General features: G+C 57.7%; 17 protein-coding genes. 6 read left to right on the forward strand and 11 right to left on the reverse strand.

Features of this window, described 5'->3' with window-relative positions; genetic code table 11:
* Positions 1-4: 4 nt before the first annotated feature.
* The 6 genes from L6D81_RS29580 to L6D81_RS08030 all read right to left on the reverse strand — a co-directional run bounded on the left by L6D81_RS29580 (position 5) and on the right by L6D81_RS08030 (position 4,136).
* Positions 5-214, reverse strand: a complete 210-nt coding sequence (locus tag L6D81_RS29580) for a hypothetical protein (protein WP_309295818.1) — start codon at positions 212-214, stop codon at positions 5-7.
* An 80-nt stretch (positions 215-294) separates the two neighbouring features.
* Positions 295-1,140 carry a ParA family protein gene (locus tag L6D81_RS08010; RefSeq protein WP_236178617.1) on the reverse strand — a complete coding sequence of 282 codons (846 nt, stop codon included), beginning with the start codon at positions 1,138-1,140 and terminating at the stop codon, positions 295-297.
* Positions 1,141-1,145: 5 nt separating this feature from the next.
* Positions 1,146-1,370, reverse strand: coding sequence for an AlpA family phage regulatory protein (locus L6D81_RS08015; RefSeq protein WP_108538423.1), 225 nt, complete (start codon positions 1,368-1,370; stop codon positions 1,146-1,148).
* 115 nt (positions 1,371-1,485) lie between these two features.
* On the reverse strand, positions 1,486-2,235 hold the full coding sequence (locus tag L6D81_RS08020; protein WP_236178618.1) for a hypothetical protein: 750 nt from the start codon (positions 2,233-2,235) through the stop codon (positions 1,486-1,488).
* Positions 2,236-2,420: 185 nt separating this feature from the next.
* Positions 2,421-3,194: an SDR family oxidoreductase gene (locus tag L6D81_RS08025; RefSeq protein ID WP_236178619.1), complete on the reverse strand. Its 774-nt coding sequence runs from the start codon at positions 3,192-3,194 to the stop codon at positions 2,421-2,423.
* A 60-nt stretch (positions 3,195-3,254) separates the two neighbouring features.
* Positions 3,255-4,136, reverse strand: coding sequence for an alpha/beta hydrolase (locus L6D81_RS08030; RefSeq protein ID WP_350404753.1), 882 nt, complete (start codon positions 4,134-4,136; stop codon positions 3,255-3,257).
* An 82-nt stretch (positions 4,137-4,218) separates the two neighbouring features.
* On the opposite strand from L6D81_RS08030, the gene L6D81_RS08035 reads away from it, so the two are divergent.
* Positions 4,219-4,842, forward strand: coding sequence for a TetR/AcrR family transcriptional regulator (locus L6D81_RS08035; RefSeq protein WP_236178621.1), 624 nt, complete (start codon positions 4,219-4,221; stop codon positions 4,840-4,842).
* 25 nt (positions 4,843-4,867) lie between these two features.
* Here L6D81_RS08035 and L6D81_RS08040 read toward each other — a convergent pair whose 3' ends face one another.
* The gene (locus L6D81_RS08040; RefSeq protein WP_236178622.1) at positions 4,868-5,020 is read right to left on the reverse strand and encodes a helix-turn-helix domain-containing protein; all 153 of its coding nucleotides are present in this window, start codon (positions 5,018-5,020) and stop codon (positions 4,868-4,870) included.
* 164 nt (positions 5,021-5,184) lie between these two features.
* Between L6D81_RS08040 and L6D81_RS08045 the strand changes: the two genes are divergently transcribed.
* Positions 5,185-5,805 carry a fumarylacetoacetate hydrolase family protein gene (locus L6D81_RS08045; RefSeq protein WP_236178623.1) on the forward strand — a complete coding sequence of 207 codons (621 nt, stop codon included), beginning with the start codon at positions 5,185-5,187 and terminating at the stop codon, positions 5,803-5,805.
* Between the two features lie 554 nt (positions 5,806-6,359).
* On the opposite strand, the gene L6D81_RS08050 is transcribed toward L6D81_RS08045, so the two are convergent.
* The 4 genes from L6D81_RS08050 to L6D81_RS08065 all read right to left on the reverse strand — a co-directional run bounded on the left by L6D81_RS08050 (position 6,360) and on the right by L6D81_RS08065 (position 10,640).
* On the reverse strand, positions 6,360-6,884 hold the full coding sequence (locus L6D81_RS08050; protein ID WP_236178624.1) for a helix-turn-helix transcriptional regulator: 525 nt from the start codon (positions 6,882-6,884) through the stop codon (positions 6,360-6,362).
* Positions 6,885-6,943: 59 nt separating this feature from the next.
* A complete protein-coding gene (locus tag L6D81_RS08055) occupies positions 6,944-7,918 on the reverse strand; it encodes a LysR family transcriptional regulator (protein WP_236178625.1) in 975 nt (324 codons plus the stop codon).
* Between the two features lie 90 nt (positions 7,919-8,008).
* Positions 8,009-9,268, reverse strand: coding sequence for a Zn-dependent hydrolase (locus L6D81_RS08060; RefSeq protein WP_236178626.1), 1,260 nt, complete (start codon positions 9,266-9,268; stop codon positions 8,009-8,011).
* A gap of 1 nt (position 9,269) precedes the next feature.
* The gene (locus tag L6D81_RS08065) at positions 9,270-10,640 is read right to left on the reverse strand and encodes a dihydroorotase (protein WP_236178627.1); all 1,371 of its coding nucleotides are present in this window, start codon (positions 10,638-10,640) and stop codon (positions 9,270-9,272) included.
* A 197-nt stretch (positions 10,641-10,837) separates the two neighbouring features.
* On the opposite strand from L6D81_RS08065, the gene L6D81_RS08070 reads away from it, so the two are divergent.
* The 4 genes from L6D81_RS08070 to L6D81_RS08085 all read left to right on the forward strand — a co-directional run bounded on the left by L6D81_RS08070 (position 10,838) and on the right by L6D81_RS08085 (position 16,500).
* Complete coding sequence (locus tag L6D81_RS08070) at positions 10,838-12,529, forward strand: urocanate hydratase (RefSeq protein WP_236178628.1); 1,692 nt, start codon at positions 10,838-10,840, stop codon at positions 12,527-12,529.
* 11 nt (positions 12,530-12,540) lie between these two features.
* Positions 12,541-14,055, forward strand: a complete 1,515-nt coding sequence (locus tag L6D81_RS08075) for an amidohydrolase family protein (RefSeq protein ID WP_236178629.1) — start codon at positions 12,541-12,543, stop codon at positions 14,053-14,055.
* A 45-nt stretch (positions 14,056-14,100) separates the two neighbouring features.
* Positions 14,101-15,627: a histidine ammonia-lyase gene (gene hutH, locus L6D81_RS08080; RefSeq protein WP_236178630.1), complete on the forward strand. Its 1,527-nt coding sequence runs from the start codon at positions 14,101-14,103 to the stop codon at positions 15,625-15,627.
* Positions 15,628-15,726: 99 nt separating this feature from the next.
* Positions 15,727-16,500, forward strand: coding sequence for an ABC transporter substrate-binding protein (locus L6D81_RS08085; protein WP_236178631.1), 774 nt, complete (start codon positions 15,727-15,729; stop codon positions 16,498-16,500).
* Positions 16,501-16,589 lie beyond the last annotated feature (89 nt).

Genomic DNA, 16,589 nt, shown 5'->3' on the forward strand with positions numbered 1-16,589 from the left:
TCGTTTAACGCTGTTTACGCAAATGGTCACCGACCTCGAACTTAACGATCTCGGCAGTTCCTGAACCTTCGAAATGTTGGGAGAGTTCTGCGAGGAACCACACCATGGCCGAGCGCCCCCCTCGCAAACGAAAAACCACAGTGCAGTATTCCTCGCAAGCCGCGTCGTTTGGCCGAATGAAAGGCTGAACAACGATAGGAAACTGATCCGACATTAGAAACTCCTTACCAAGCCTGATGGCTTCAAGGTCGATCAAACAAGAAATTGGTGAAAAAGCTGATTGGGCGATTTGTTTTATCGAAGCTCCGCACACCTCGTTACCGATGAGATCGCTTCGCGCCATTCCGGGAATAATTCGATGGCCAGCGCTTGCATGATTTCTAGCGCTGACTGCGAGCGTCGGCGTTTACTCGACGGGCGTGCATCTACTCGGTGGACCGGTAAGCCGAGGGAGGCGGCATTGAGATACGCCACTCGGTCAGGGATTACGGTGTCTAGAACCGAGATATTGGTAGCCTCTGCGAAAGTCTCGCGCAGGCTCCGGATGATCATCTGGGTGTCCAGTCGATTGAGGTTCACTTGGTTCAGTAAGAGCCGTAAGGGCGGCGGGTCGATACCTAGATGGCGAAACGGTTCGAGCTCACTCAGTAGCTTCAAGGTGCCCCGACGCATTTCGCGGGCAGCGAGCATTTCCGGCGTGATGGGAGAGAGGACGAGATTGGAGGCCAGGATGGCCATTTCCAGCAGTACACTGCGTGCTCCCTGAGTATCAATCAAAAGCAAGTCATAATTGAGATGCAAATCGTTGAGCAAGTTGTGCAGGCGTAGTCGCCCATCAGGTGCATGCAGCAACAACGTGCTCAGTCGACCTTGATCGTCGTTGGAGAAAATCAGGTCGAGACCGACGACTGCAGTCCTAGAAATTATTCGCTCAGGTATTGTTAAATTGAATGCAATGAGCTCGTACGCACCTGCCTGCGCTTTCTGGCTCAATGAATAATAACTGGACAGGGTTGGTTGGCTATCCAGATCCAAGAGCAGAACACGCAGGCCAGCATCAGCCAACAGACCACCGAGATTGACCGCTACTGTGGTTTTGCCTACCCCACCCTTGGTGGAAACCACCGAGACTACGTGCATCACCCTCACTCCTGTCGCGAAAGGCGTTCTGCAATCCAACGCTCGATTTCCAGTGAGTCCCAGCCAACTGCGCGCAGCCCTATGCGCTTGGCCTTCGGAAACTTGCCTTCCTTCATCAGGTTGTAAATGTGGGCACGTTTGAAGCCAGTTTTTAGCTCAACTTCATTACGTCGCATGATGTGGCGCGGAAGTGGAGATGTTTCAACGACGGGTTCAGATTGGCTGGACATGCTAGTCACTCCTGGCGCCTATTGGCGCGTGTTGGGAAGTGACATGGATTGAATCGCACCACGGCGGATGAGTCATTGCATTGCAATCAACCCTATTGCAACGCAATTGGTTCGATCAGGTATTTTTTTTGAGGCTACGATTGGCCACGGCAAATTTTTCGTCCAGCGTACGCTTGCTCAGGCCGGGCACATCCTGATGACGGGCGACAATGGCATCAACGATGGCTGCTTGATTCGTGAAAACCGAAAGAGGTTTTCCGGCGGGCGAATGGTCCAAGAGAAGGCTGACCAATGCCCCAATGATGTTGTGATAGGTCAGTTCGCCGCGCTCACTGAGTTGACCATTCGTTTTGGCCAAGGCTTTGAGATCATCTCTCTCAAGTCCAATCGACTGGAGTTCTCCCAAGATTTCTTGAATGCGCTGCTGTTGCGCTTTGAACGCTCTCGATAACTCATCTCGATCTGCTTTCAATGATAGAAAAGTTCCGAGACTGACCTTTGCAGGTGCGTTCTCACCGGCCTCGAATAAAAAGCTAGGTTTGTGGTCGGGGTAATGAGTCTCCATCCAGCGGCGTAAGTCTGAATGGCGGATGGTCAACTGATAGGGCTCTACATAGCTTCCCAAAGGAACAGAAATGCCGAGGCATCCATACGGCAGTTCACCATTGCGCATGGCGTCTAATATCCTTTCGAAAGCGATTTGAAGATTGGGCCATTGGGGGAATAGGATTGCAAGGTTATCGGGACGAGACCAATCTGCCTGGAAAATTTTGGCTTCGTAGCGAGTGAGATTGCACCAGCGCAATGCTGCATCTATAGGGCGATAGAAGGTTTTCGTATTCGGATTGAAAACATAAACACTCATTTACGGCGAACCTCCATTCCCCATGGAAGGTCTCTCACCGATTATTTTTAAATAAAAACTAGCTATCCGTGCTAGCTATTTCCACAGTTGACCAACTCGGTGAGGTCATTCCATTTCCAGTTAAACGAGTTTTGTGTCGTCGCAAATAAGCCAGGCATCGGCGCATGTACGACAATCGGCCGGAATCAATACCCGCTCAGGTGTTTCATCGCAGCTCGGCGCACGGTGGTAGGCAGCAGCTTATTCATCGCGCGCAGCAGGCGAGGGCGCCAGGTGTCGACTTCCCAATGCACACGTCGCCGATTCTGCACCGCTCGCCATAGCGTCTGGCTGACATCCTCGGCGGTGAGCCGAATGCCAATTGAGTCGACGATTTTTCCATGGGCTTCTTGCATCATCGGTGTTGCGACGAAATTGGGCATGATGTCGCAGACATAAATTCCATGCCGTTCCCATTCAATATTGATCGCTTCGGTGAAGCCTTTTACCCAAAACTTGCTCGCTGAATAGGAGGCTTCGCTGGGCACGCCGTATTCCGAGCTGAGCGAGCACATATTGATCAAGCAGGGACGCGAGCTTTTCTTCAGGTAGGGCAGCGCGTGATAGGCGCCTATTTGCACGCCTTTGACGTTGACTTCGGTGACGGCGAGGTGTTTTGCGAGTGGCACTTTTTCGAAGTCATCGATAAAGGCGATCCCAGCGTTATTGACCAACACATCAATGACACCCTTATTTTCAGTCGCAAAATCGTGGAGTACGGCGGCAAAATCGTCGGCCTGAGTGACGTCCAGCCGGCGATAGAAATGCCCGGGGCCAAGTAGTGCCTTCAATGCTTGCAGGTCATGTTCATTGGCATCCGTCGCGCCTACTCGGTAGCCATGCTTGGCGAACATCAAAGCGGTTTGTGCGCCGATGCCCTTGGCGGCACCTGTCACGAATACGCTGGGTTTAGGGTTCATGGTCATACCTTTCTTTGAATGCGGCGATGAAGGTTCAGGGGCAGGCGAGTGAAAGCGACGTCAGACGCGCCGCTTCAGAAATGAGATTTGCTGCTCAACCACTTGCTCGAAGGCGTCTCCCACATAAATGCCGAAATGCCCAGCTTGATATCGATGAATCTCGGCATCCCTGGCTTTTGTTGCATAACGGAGCGTCGGCGTGGCGGGCGCGACGCTGTCGGCATCGCACACGCAGAACAAGATGGGGCAGCGAAGGGTCGAGGCTTTCTTGCCCGGTCGGTAGAAACCAATCTTCAAGGCAAAGCGCGCGGACACGTAATTCTTGAAGGGGTAATCAGTTGGAACCAGTTTGAGGTATCCGGGCTCGGCATCGGGTGCCGTCATCAGTGCAGCGGAGCCCTTGGGGCCAGCAATTTTCACGCGCACCGGTGCCAGCCCAAAAGCCGCGCTTGCCATGTCCGCAATGCCTAAGGCGGTCAGTTTTAAGGAGGTCAGGATGTCCACCTGCCTCAGCGAAGCAAGGCCGTCGGTGAACGGGCACTGCGCGATGACGGCTGCAATGGCGTTGTCAGCCGCTGCGGTATGCAACACATGCCCACCGCTGAAAGACGACCCCCACAGGATGACTTTTTGCGGATTCAACGCCGGGTGGCTACGAGCATAGGCGACCGCTGATCGCCAGTCCTGCTGCTGGCTCGGGATGTCGAGCAATTGCCGATGCTCGCCTTCGCTTGCGCCGAAGTTGCGGTAGTCGAAGACCAGGCAGGCATAGCCCGCTTCGCAGAATCGTTGCGCGAAGGCATCCAGGCGCATCTCCCGAACGCCGCCCAGGCCGTGCGCCATAACGATCACCGGCGGCGCCGACACGGCGTCGGGCAAATACAGCCACGCCGCGCAACGCGCATTCGCGGACGCAAATGAAACATCCAGACGTTGAGACATGGCGGTATTCCTTGTTGTTTTTTTGATGCTATTCCAATATTGGACGTACTTACAATATTTATCCTTCATGTAGACTGTCGCCATGACTAAAATCACATCCCCCACGCGTACCCAACGCAAGGCCCAGGCCACGCGGACGGCGATCATAGAGCATGCCGAAAGCTTGATTCTTGAGAGCGGCGCGACGGCGTTGACGCTGGAGATCGTCGCCGAGCGCGCCGATGTTGCCGTCCAAACCATCTACAACCGAGTTGGCGGGCGTTCGGCTTTATTGATGGCTGTCGCAGAAAAAGCCTTTGAAGAAAACAGGGCGTACATGGACGCGGCATATCGAACCCCAGGTACGCCTCTGGAGCGTCTGCAGGTGGCCGCCAACGGTTACTTCCGTTTCGCTATGGAGCGTCCGACGGCGTTTCGCTTGCTGGCTGACCCTCCGAATGATCCTGAAGCGCTCTTGCGGGTGAGCGAACTGGTCAGGCACCAGAACGGCAAAATGGAGGCAGCTATTACCGATGGTATTGCGGATGGTTCGATTGACCCAGGCGTAGACGCCCACATTGCAACCACCTCGTTGTGGGCAGCGGCCAATGGCATCCTGAGCTTGGCGTGGCGCGCGGATTCAGCGCCGGTCGAGGCGCAAATGATGGAACGTCTGTGGGCGCAGTGGATGGCCATTGTGATAAAGGGGCTGTGCCCAAAGTCATAAGGGGCCGGAGTATTTATCTGCTTGATTAGCGCCGATGACCCCGAACCGCCGTGGGTGCAAAGCCGAACCGGTCACGGAAACGCACAGCAAATTGCGAGGGCGTCTGATATCCCACACACAGCGCTATTTGTATGACCGTCTGGGCGGAAGATTGCAGCAGCTGCAGGGCGAAGGTCATGCGAGCATAGATGCTGCAGGTCGCGTGCGCGATCTCTCTGCATATGTCATCGACATCAATGCGACGGTGCTTGCGCCGTCGGCGATGGCTGAATTGTCGAAGCTTGATGCCGCACAGTTATCGCTGGTCGAGGAGGGGTTCGTTATGGCGTCCACGACGCCCAGGTGCGCAAATTCATCGCAATCGGCCTTAATTATCGCGACCATGCCGAAGAGGCCGGCATGTCGAGTCCTGTCGAGCCCATCATCTTTCATAAGGCGATCAGTTGCCTGAACGGCCCTGATTATGACCTCCTGCAACCGCGTGACGCTTCCCATTTCGCGATGTTTCAGCCGACACCTGAAGAGATAGCTGCGGCAACACCGGATGAAAAAACGATGCTCGCCAGCAGCATGAATTTCTGGGACAAGCTGTCGGCGTATGCCAAGCAACAGCAAACACGACCACAAACCATTGGTTATGCGCTGGCTGATTCGCCCGTTGCGCAGGCAACCTGGATCTACCAGATGTTCCAGGATACCAGTGGAACACCAGGCAACGCCGAAGGGTCGTTTACGTTCGACCAAATGTTGGACGACATCATGCTGTATTGTTGCCGAACACCGGCGCGTCGTCGGCGCGGCTGTATTGGGAAATGGTCCAGGCGCGTTGGTCGCCGCCTGCTAGCTTGGCCAAACCGATTACCCTACCGACCGGCTTCACGATCGCTCCCCAGGAGGCGGTGCGCAAATCGAAGCGCTGGACGGAGCGGCGCTAAACAAAACTTGTCCATTTTAATGAGTTAACAAAAGGCGGCCATTTTGTAGCGATGGAGCAGCCGATCGCCTTTGTCGATGAGGTGCGCGCTACTTTCGCCAAGTTGCGTTAGTACGTCGTAAAACGGACCGCCAGACGTTGGGCGTGGTGTCCAACAGCGCTACGAGCGAATCGTCTTTCTTTTGACAGTTGCTGGAAGGTTTTTCCTCAGCCAATACCTGCTCAGGTGTTGTAAGATTGCTGCCTTCAAGCGGGCCGTGGAACGAATCAAATCTCATAGCTCCGAAGTCATCCTTCTTCTGGTCCTTGATACCCTTCAAAAATAAGTCAAGAGTTTAAGTCTTTTCCTGCTCCGGCAAGAAAAGAAACCCCTTAGATTTCAATGGGTCGGACGCCAGATGCGAGTCTCGTTTCCTGCTCAAAATTCAACAAAAACGCCGATCAGAGATGGTCGGCGTTTTTGTTTGTGTGCGATTTGTGCAAGCGGAAAATCCCGCCATTACGGCGTACTACCATCGGTTAAGAAATACAAAGAGCGCAAATAACCTTCGACCGGCATTTCGCTACTTCTCTTTGGCGCAAGCTATAAGAGAAATCCGTATATCTGATGCTGCTCGCGCCGTTCTCGCGGGCTTTGCCCATGCCAGCGTTGAAAGGCGCGGGAAAAGACAGTTTGGTCGCTGTAACCGAGCAGATCAGCCGGTTGCGAGATGCTGATGGAAGAGTCCAACAGGTAGCGACTGGCCAAGGTCTGGCGCGTGTCCGACAACAAGTGCTGGAACCTGGTGTCCTTTTCCTGCAACTGGCGCTGTAGCGTGCGGGTGCTGATATTCAGATAGTCGGCAATTTGCTCTATGGTCGCACGGCCATCAGGCATAAAACTGCGGATCAGTTGTTGCACAAGTTCGGGTAACTGCTGGATGGACATTTGCTTGACGCTGTCGAGGTGTTGCTGGATCAGGCGATGCACTGCCGGATCGGCGGCGTGTAGCGGAGTTTCCAGCAGTGCTGTCTCAAACATGAAGCAGTTGCGTGGCGCATTGAAGCTTGGGGTCAAACCGATCAGGCGCCGATACTGTTCCGGCTCTGCAACCGGGGCATGCTGCATTAACGCCGCCAGCGCTTGCCCATGGAGGAGAATCAGTAGCGACGCTGCCCGAGGTGCTGTTAAAACGCCTTATCCGGTCGCGGATATTCCTCGATCGGCCCAAGAGGACTTCGGGCCGCAGCCTCCTGAAAGGACCTGATAATAGCGTCAAGCATCAGGCTGGCTATTCGACTCGACCCTTGTGGTTCCCGCGCGACGACAAATACCGGCCGTTCCACGATGAACTCCGGCAACGGTATACGAAACAAGGCGTCACGCTCCACCCAGGGTTGAGCGATATGGTCAGGTACGATACCGACAAACCCCCCACTGAGCAGCAGTTGCACCGTGCCTTCTACATGGTGGGCGAGCGCGCTGTTTTTTTGCAGGAAATTCGTCGGCGCGGCGTCCTGCACCAAATAGCCGCGCCGAACGTAATGCGCCTTCTGCTCAATGATCCTACGGGCTTGTTCTTCATCTTTGCCAAACGCCTCATGATGGCGACCACAGTACAAGGCTGAGGCTTCGGAGCCGATCACCTGATAGCTCAGAGACGGCAGGTCGGACTTGCAAATGGTCACGCCGACGCCGGCTTTCTTTTCGGCAACCGCACGTTCCACCGCATCCGGTGGCGCGACCCCAATACTAAGGTTGACCAGCGGATAATCGCGACGAAAATGCTGTAGTGCAGTGGCGATAGGGTTGCTGGGCGTGAAGGCACAATGATCGATCAGCCACAGGCTCAGGTCGCCTTTAACCTCGGCTTTCGAAATGGCCAGGGTGTCGCGAAATTCATCGATCGAATCGAGTAAGCGCAGCACTGCGGTGTAGGCGACTTGTCCTTCCTCGGTCAGTTGGAAACCGCTGCGACCTCGATGGCATAGTTGACTGCCGAAGCGACTCTCCAAGTCAGACAATTGCCGGCTGATCGCCGAGATGCCCATTCCCGTCGCTTCTTCAGCTGCCGACAGCCCCCCGCACTCGACAACGGCCTTGAACAGCCGCCAGTGTTTCAAGTCGATGTCGTGTAACGGTGGGACCGAGGCAGTGTTCAAAGTGGAGGCTCCAGGTGCGGGGAGTAGAGCACGCGGGCCGGTCCGGGTCGCACGCTCAGCTTTTGATGTGTTTTACACCAATTCATTCGATCAGCGAAGTTGGCCATCCAAATAAATCAGGGTTTGCGCCAGAACGCGAGTGCCGTCCAGCAACTGCTGCGGCTCCAGCCATTCTTCGGGGCAGTGGCTGCGCCCGTTGAGGCAGGGCACGAACACCATGCCCATGGGGCCGGTGGCCCCAACGTAGACTGCGTCATGCCCGGCGCCGCTGGGCATGGTCATGTGTGGCAAGCCTAACTGTTCAGCCACTTCGCTGACGGCCTCGATGACAATCGTCGAGCAGTCCGTAGGATCGGCATAGGTCAACGGTACCGATTCGACAGTCAGCCGAAGGTCCGCCAGTACGGCGGCGCAGCGTTCCAACAGGTGTTCGGGAAATTCGAGCAGTACTTGTTTGGAGTCGCTGCGCACCTCCAGCACCATTTCGACTTTGCCGGGCACGGCATTGGGCACATTAGGGCTCACATCCAACCGGCCAACGGTCGCCACCACGTAGTGTGGGTTGCCGCTCATGTCGGCGGCCATGTTGCGCGCTTCGCGAATCAGCTCCGCCGCGCCGACCAGGGCGTCACGCCGCAGATCCATGGGCGTCGTGCCCGCATGATCCGGCAAGCCATGCACGGTGATTCCGACTCGGCGAATACCCACGATGTTGGTGACCGACCCAATGGGCAACCCCCGACTTTCCAGAACCGGGCCCTGCTCAATGTGCAGCTCAACGAACGCGGCAGTGCTACCGGGTTCCCGCAGTGCCTGGCCGAGGCGTTCTGGGGCGCCTCCGATGCGGGTCATCGCCTGTGCCAGGCTTTCACCCGCGCGGTTTTTTGATGCGAGCATCTCGGCAGTCAGAAGCCCAGCAAATGCGCGACTGCCGACGCAGGAAATGCCATAGTCACTCGGCTCCTCGGAGAGAAAATCGATCACCTGGAACGGGTGGCGCAAGCGTTGGCCGGCGTCTTTCAACGCGTGGGCGACTTCCAGCGCCGCCAATACTCCGATAATGCCGTCAAACTGACCGCCCCCGACCACCGTGTCACAGTGCGAGCCGCTGATCAGCGGCTTTAAATCAGCCTCACTTCCGTCAAGCTGGCCGATCAGATTGCCACCGGCGTCCAACGTCACGCTCAGGCCCGCCGACTCGAATTGCGCCTTAAGCCACTGCCTGGCCTGCTCAAACTCTGGGGAGAAAGCGCGTCGGGTCCACGGCACGTCTGGCAGCGTAAAGCTCGACAGTGTATTGACCCGGTTCCAAAGACGTTCGATGTTCAGTTCCAATTGAGGTTCGGTCATGTCAATACGTACCTGTCGTCAGTGCGCGCGGGCGCAGGAATTGGCCATAGCCGGCGTTGTTGAGAATCTGCCCCTGGTCGAACACGCACTGGCCACGGCAGTAAGTCGTCTTGACCCGGCCTGTAAAGGGCATGCCTTCAAATGAACTCCACTTCACCGCGCTCAGGCTGGTAGAGGGGTCGTAACGATACTGCTCGTCGGCCAGCACGACGAAGTCAGCGTCCAGGCCGAGTACGAAGTCGCCTTTACGGTTATCGAGCAGAAAATGCCTGGCCGGATTGCGACTCAGCTGTCGAACCACCAGCGATGGCGACAGGCCGCGCGCCATGGCGCCGGTCCAGAATGCTGGCAGTAATGTCTCCAGTCCCGGTCCACCCGACGCGTTGCGAAACACGTTGGGATTGCCTTTACGCTCCAGCCCCCAACTGACGTGATCGGAAGACACAAAAGTGCAGCGCTCCTGGGCGATGTGCGCCCAGAGTTTGTCGGATTCGGCTTTGGGCCTGATCGGTGGATAATGCTTGGTTTTGGCGCCGAAGCGTTGCGTGTGTTCTTCATGGTTGAGCATCAGGTACTGAATGCACGTCTCGATGCTCGCTTGGTGTCCGGCCTGGCGATACATTTCGCACAACTCAAACCCACGGCTGGTTGAGACGTGAACCGGATGGGCGCGTGCGCCGGTCTGTGCACCGATTTCATAAATCAACGCGGTCGCCAGGTCCTCCACCAGCGGTGGATGGGCGCGCAGGAACGCATCCCATCCGGTATCGCCGGCTTCGATCAAGCGGTTGATATTCTTACGCGTCATTTCCTGCATCTGATTGTGGACGCCGCAAACCAGGCCCGACGGCTTGATCAGGGTGAACAGTTCCGCCAGCAGGTCCTCCTCGATGCGTGGAAAGCGGCCCGGTGCCGCTTCAAAGGTCGAGAACTTGAACGCACAGGCACCGGCTTCGATCAGCCCCGGAATCGCCGCCAGGCCGTGGGTTTCATTGACAGTGGCAAACAGGCCGACATCAACGTGGCAGGTGTCTTCGACTTCCTGGGCTTTACGCAGCAGTTGCTCGGCACAGGCAACCGGTTCCGGGTCGTCGTAAGGCATGTCTACCATCACGGTGATGCCTCCCGCGGCAGCGGCACGGCTGGCCCAACCCAGCCCTTCCTGGTTGGCCTGGCTTCCAGAATGGACCTGGCCGTCGATGACGCCGGGTAAGATCCAGTGTCCGCGTTCATCACGCGTGGTTTTGGCGGCAGGCGGCTCACCGGTACCGCGCGCGGCAATACGTCCTTCACTTATGGCAAGCCAGCCGTTTTCGCGGGTCTGTTCACTGTCGACGATACGTCCCCGCACCACCAGATCGAAATCACTCATTTGTCAGCCTCGTCATCGGGTGAATAAGCATGAAGCGAGTATCTACGGGGTGTATCGAGCCATCCATGCGGAGAATGACAACTTCACTTGCGGTTTTTTGCATGGCTCTCCTCACGGTAGGTTTGAATAATTCGAGCCATACCAACGGAAGCCTCTCCAACAGGCTTTCGCATTTACCTCAGCGAGAGTGGCCTTACATGACTCAGCAAAAAGCCAAACAAATCATGGCTGCGCGTGGCAGCACCTTGCGGTGTAAAGGATGGAAACAGGAAACCATTCTGCGCATGCTCGAAAACAACCTTGAAAACGCTGAGGACGCCTCGCGTCTGACCGTCTACGGCGGTATCGGCAAGGCTGCACGCAACTGGGAAAGCTATGACGCGATCGTCGAGTCGCTGAAAAACCTGGAGAACGATGAAACCCTGGCCATTCAGTCGGGCATGCCGGTGGCCGTATTCAAGACCCATCGACTGGCGCCGCGAGTGGTCATGGCCAACAGCAACGTCATCAAGGCCGACTGGCCGAAGTTTTACGACCTGAGCGCACAAAACCTGACGGCGTTTGCCTCTTACACCGCCGGGCCGTGGCAGTACATTGGGAGCCAGGGTGTGATTGAAGGCACCTTTGAAACACTGGCGCTGGTAGCCGATCGGCATTTTGACGGGGAATTGAAGGGGCGTATTTTCTTCACCGCTGGCCTGGGCGGCATGGGGCGTTCGCAGCCCTTGGCCATGACCATGCACGGCGGCGTGAGTGTGACCGTGGAAGTCCGCCAGCAAAGCATTGTGGAGCGTCTGGCCAGCGGTTATGCCGACGTTCAGGCGGCGTCCTTGCAGGACGCCATCGACATGGCCGAGAGCGCCAAGCGGGAAGGGCGGGCACTCTCCATCGTGGTGCTGGGCAATATGGTCGACGCGCTGGAGCAGGCGCTTGACTGTGGCTGGAAGCCCGACATTGTCACCGAAATGTGCCCGTGCCATGACCCGTTCGCGCTGATTCCTTCCGGGCTAACGCTGGAGCAAGCCGCAGCATTGCTGGAGACCGACCGCGAGGCCTACATGGCGACGTCGCGCCAGTCGATGATCCGTATCGTGCGCGCGATGACACGCTTGCAAACAAACGGCTCGATCGTGTTCGAATACGGCACCTTCGTGCGCAAGGAGGCGGTGGATGCGGGGATGTCCAAGGAAGAAGCCTTCGCCTATCCAGGCTGTATCGCCGAGTACGTGCGGCCGTTGTTTTTCCTGGGGCGTGGCCCGTTCCGCTGGACCTGCGTGTCCGGCGAAATCGCCGACCAGCAGCGTCTGGATGACCTGGCCCTGGAGATGTTCAAGGATGACAGCCTGGTCACGCGCTGGATCAGCACCGCGCGCTATCGTTTGCCGATAGAGGGGTTGCCTGCGCGCATCTGTTTCCTCGGTTTTGGCCAGCGCCGGGCATTTGGCCTTGCGGTTAACGCGTTGGTACGCTCGGGTGAGCTGGCGGGGCCGGTGGCTTTTTCGCGCGACAACCTGGATACCGGCTCAATCGCCAACCCCGCCTTTGAAACCGAAAACATGCTGGACGGCTCGGACGCGATTTCCGACTGGCCTTACCTGAATGCGCTGCTGAATGTGGCGGCGATGGCAGACTTGGTGGCGATTCAGTCCAACGGCACCATGGGTATCTCGGCGCACACCGGTGTCACGATGATCGCCGACGGTTCGGAGGAGGCCGATCTGCGCCTGGATGCCTGCCTGACCACTGACGCAGGGATCGGTGTGGTACGCCATGCGCAAGCCGGTTACCCCATGGCCAAGACCGTGTCCAGAGGCGAGGGGCCGTTGACCGACAACGCGATTCAAATACCGCTCTGGTGGTCCCCTCACGCCACCCAGCACCGCGCGTAAAGGACATCGTCATGGCCCTTCTTCATTTGATCGAGCAGGTTCGCGTAGTCGGCATGGGCGGTTCGACCGCCCAGGTGATGGATGTGTTGATCGACGGTGATCGCTTTGTCGGCCTGGCGCCGCGAATCGATCTGTCGACGGTCAATCTCGACGAGCGTACCGATGGTCGGGGCAAATTGCTGATACCAGGACTGATCAACGCTCACCATCATTCTCATGATCGTTTCGATAAAGGGCGTTTCTCCGGGATTCCCCTGGAGATCTGGATGGGCCTGTACAATCCACCTTCCTATCGACGTGGCTGGACCGCGCGCGAGGTGTACCTGCGCACCTTGCTCAACGGCATCGAGATGCTGCGCAATGGCATCACCACGGTGGTCGATGACATTCACTTCGGTGGCCTGCTGGAACCGGAGGTGGTGCATGCGGCATTTCAAGCCTATTCAGACCTTGGCATTCGCGCCGACGTCAGTGTGGCGTGGTCCGACAAACCGTTTCAGGAGGGAATTCCCTACCTGGCCGAGCGGTTGCCCGACCCACTTAAAGGCAGTGTCTCGGCCCAGGCTGCGGATCGGATGCTGGAGCATTGGCAGGAACTGGCGCGCAGCTGGAGCGGCCGGGTGCGCTTTGTATTCTCACCGTCCGGCCCGCAACGCTGCAGTGCCGATTTTCTGCAGAAAACCTGGGCACTGGCCGAGCAATACGACCGCCCGGTGCTGATCCATCTCCTGGAGACCCGCATTCAGGCGCTCACGGCGGCGAAGTTCTATGGCAAGCCAATGGCCGTGTACATGGACGACCTGGGGCTGTTGACACCTCGTAGCGTGCTCGCGCATGGCGTTTGGTTGTCAGCGGCTGAACTCGATCTGATCGCCGAGAGCGGCGCCAGCGTGGTGCACAATCCCGCCTGTAACCTGAAGTTGGGCAGCGGTGTGGCGCCGATCGCCGAAATGTTACGCCGTCAGGTGAATGTCGGTCTGGGCACCGACAACAATAACGGCAATGACCTGAACTCGATGTTTGACGCCATGCGCCTGGCAGCGCTTTCCAACGCACTGCTCGATCAGGACGAGGCCTGCCCGGTTGATGCACTGCAGGCGTTCAACATGGCCACGCTCGGTGGCGCCAACGCCATCGGGCGCGGTACGCAGACGGGGTCGATCGAGGTGGGTAAGCAAGCCGATTTCTGCTTGCTCGACCTCAAGACCAGCGCCTTTACGCCGCTCAATGATGCCTTGACGCAACTGGTCTTTTGCGAACAGGGCAACGCTGTGCGCGATGTGTACGTCGGCGGTCGCAAGCTGGTGGATCACGGCAGGATCACGCGTATCGATGAAGAAGCGTTGATGCTTGAGCTGATGGACTGCATGCCCACTTTGCAAGGGCGGATTCAGGGCGGCCAAAGCGCCAGCGAAACGCTGCGGCCGTATCTGGAGGGCGCCTATAACGATTGCCTGGCCGATCCGCAAATGGCGGGTATGCGCCATTCGATCAACCAATTCGACCGATCCAGACGCGGCGCCTGACCCGTCTGGTCTGTTTCCACTCATTTACGAACAGCGAGAAAAACCATGAGCACAGTACAGAAAATTGTCCCAGGCGAAACCCGTATCGCCACCTGGCGCGCCATTTACAACGGTGCGCCGGCGCGGCTTTGTGACAGCGCCCGTGCCGGTATCGAGGCGGCGGCGAAGATGGTCGACACGTTGGTCGATAGCGGGCGCGCGGTGTATGGCCTGAACACTGGGTTCGGCAAACTGGCCAATGTGCGGATCAGCGATGCCGACCTTTGCCAGTTGCAAAAAAACCTGGTGATGTCGCATATGACGGGCTACGGCCCAGCGCTGGATGCCGATGTTGTACGTCTGGTCATGGCCTTGAAAGTTGCCAGCCTTGGACGCGGTGCCTCTGGGGCGCAATACGGCACCGTGGCGCTGTTGGAAGAAATGCGCGAGCGCGGTGTCATCCCGTTTATCCCCGCCCAGGGTTCGGTGGGCGCCAGTGGCGATCTGGCGCCGTTGGCGCACATGACCGCCGTGATGATCGGCATGGGCCAGGCCTGGTACGAGGGCGAGTTGCTCGACGGTTCTGAAGCCCTGGCACGCGCGGGCCTCACGCCGATCGTGCTGGCCCCGAAGGAAGGCCTGGCCTTGATGAACGGCACTCAGGTATCGACGGCCCTCGCGCTGACCGGCCTGTTTGCCCTGGAAAACGCCTTCATGGCGGCCATTGCAATCGGTAGCATGACCACCGAGGCGCTGGCGGGTATTGCCAGTCCGTTCGACCCGCGTATCCAGGCACTGCGTGGTCATCCGGGACAGATCGCCGTAGGCGCTGCGTTCAAGCGGCTGTTGGATGACAGCCCGATGCGTGCCATTTCCCAAGCGTCCGGCAAGGTTCAGGACCCCTACAGCATTCGCTGCCAACCCCAAGTGCTGGGGGCGTGCCTGGACCTGATTCGCAACGCCAGTGTCACGTTGGAGATCGAGAGCAACGCTGCCTCTGACAACCCGCTGATTTTCGTGGAAACCGGTGAAGTCATCTCCGGCGGGAATTTCCATGCTGAGCCGGTCGCCTTTGCGGCTGACATGTTGGCGATCGCCATTACCGAGATCGGCAACCTGTCCGAACGTCGTTGCAACCTGCTGCTGGACCCAGGCTTCTCCGGGCTGCCGCCAATGTTGACGGTCGATGCCGGCTTGCACTCGGGCTACATGACGGCGCACATCTCGGCCGCTGCCATGGCATCGGAAAACAAACAGCGCGCCACCCCGGCCTCCATCGACACGATCCCTACGGCGGGTAACCAGGAGGACCATGTCTCGATGGCCACCCATGGCGCGCGCCGTTTGCTGGAAATGACGTGCACGTTACGCGGGATACTCTCTATCGAGGCGCTGTGTGCGGCCCAGGGTCTGGACCTGCGCGGCGGCAAGTTGTACAGCGCACGCCTGGCGCCAGCGGTCGAGTGCATTCGTGCCAGCGTGCCGGCGATGAATGTGGACCGACCGATCGCGCCGGACATGGCCAGCGTGGCCGAGTTGATCCGCAGTCGTGAGCTGGTCAACGCCTGCCCGGACCTGCTCAGCCTGTTCTAAGTGCTCCACCCAGCGCCGGCCTGTGCACCACCGGCGCTGGACAATAACAACGACATCGCTAATCCCTTAAATCTGCCAACTACCACATAGAGAATAATCATGAACAAGAATCTCGTTGTAGCTTGCGTAGTGTTGCTTCTGAGTTCCACTTGGGCAAAGGCTGCGGATGTACTGCGCCTGGGTGTTGACCCGACATATCCACCACTGGAGTACCGCGACCCGCAGGGCAAAATGATCGGCTTTGATATCGACCTGGGCGACGAAATCTGCAAGCGCATGGCGGTCAAGTGTGAGTATGTTCAAAGCAGCTTTGACGGACTGATCCCGGGGTTGCTCGCACGCAAGTTCGACGGGGTACTGTCGAGCTTGTCCATTACCGAGCAACGCCTGAAGCAGATCGACTTCAGCAGCAAACTCTCTAACCCGTCTACACGATTGGTGGCGCGCGATGGCTCTGGTATCACGCCGACAGCGGCGGGGCTCAAGGGCAAGACCGTGGGGTATCAGCAAGGCACCATTCAAGAGTCTTATGCCCGTACCTACTGGAAAGTGCCAGGCATCAAATTGCAGGCCTATGCGAGCCAGGACCAGGTGTACGCCGACCTGCTGAATGGGCGTATCGATGCCTCCTTGCAGGATGAAGTGCAGGCAACCTATGCCTTTTTGCGCACCGACCAGGGTAAAGGCTACGCGTTTGCCGGCCCGATCATTGTCGACGACAAAGTGTTGGGCAGCGGCACTGCGATAGGCGTTCGCAAAGAAGATCAGGCACTCAAGCAGCGCATCGACGATGCCATCGCCGCAATGCTGGCTGACGGCACGTATCAGAAGATCGCCGCCAAGTACTTCGACTTCGACATCTACGGCGGCTGACAGCGAGTTTTGTCCCGGTCATGACCGCGTATCGCAGTCATGACTGGTACCGCGCGGCTTCTGTACGTCCACCTATTGAGAGTGATGCG

It is taken from the genome of Pseudomonas sputi (assembly GCF_021603585.1).
In the GTDB taxonomy this organism is placed as follows: domain Bacteria; phylum Pseudomonadota; class Gammaproteobacteria; order Pseudomonadales; family Pseudomonadaceae; genus Aquipseudomonas; species Aquipseudomonas sputi.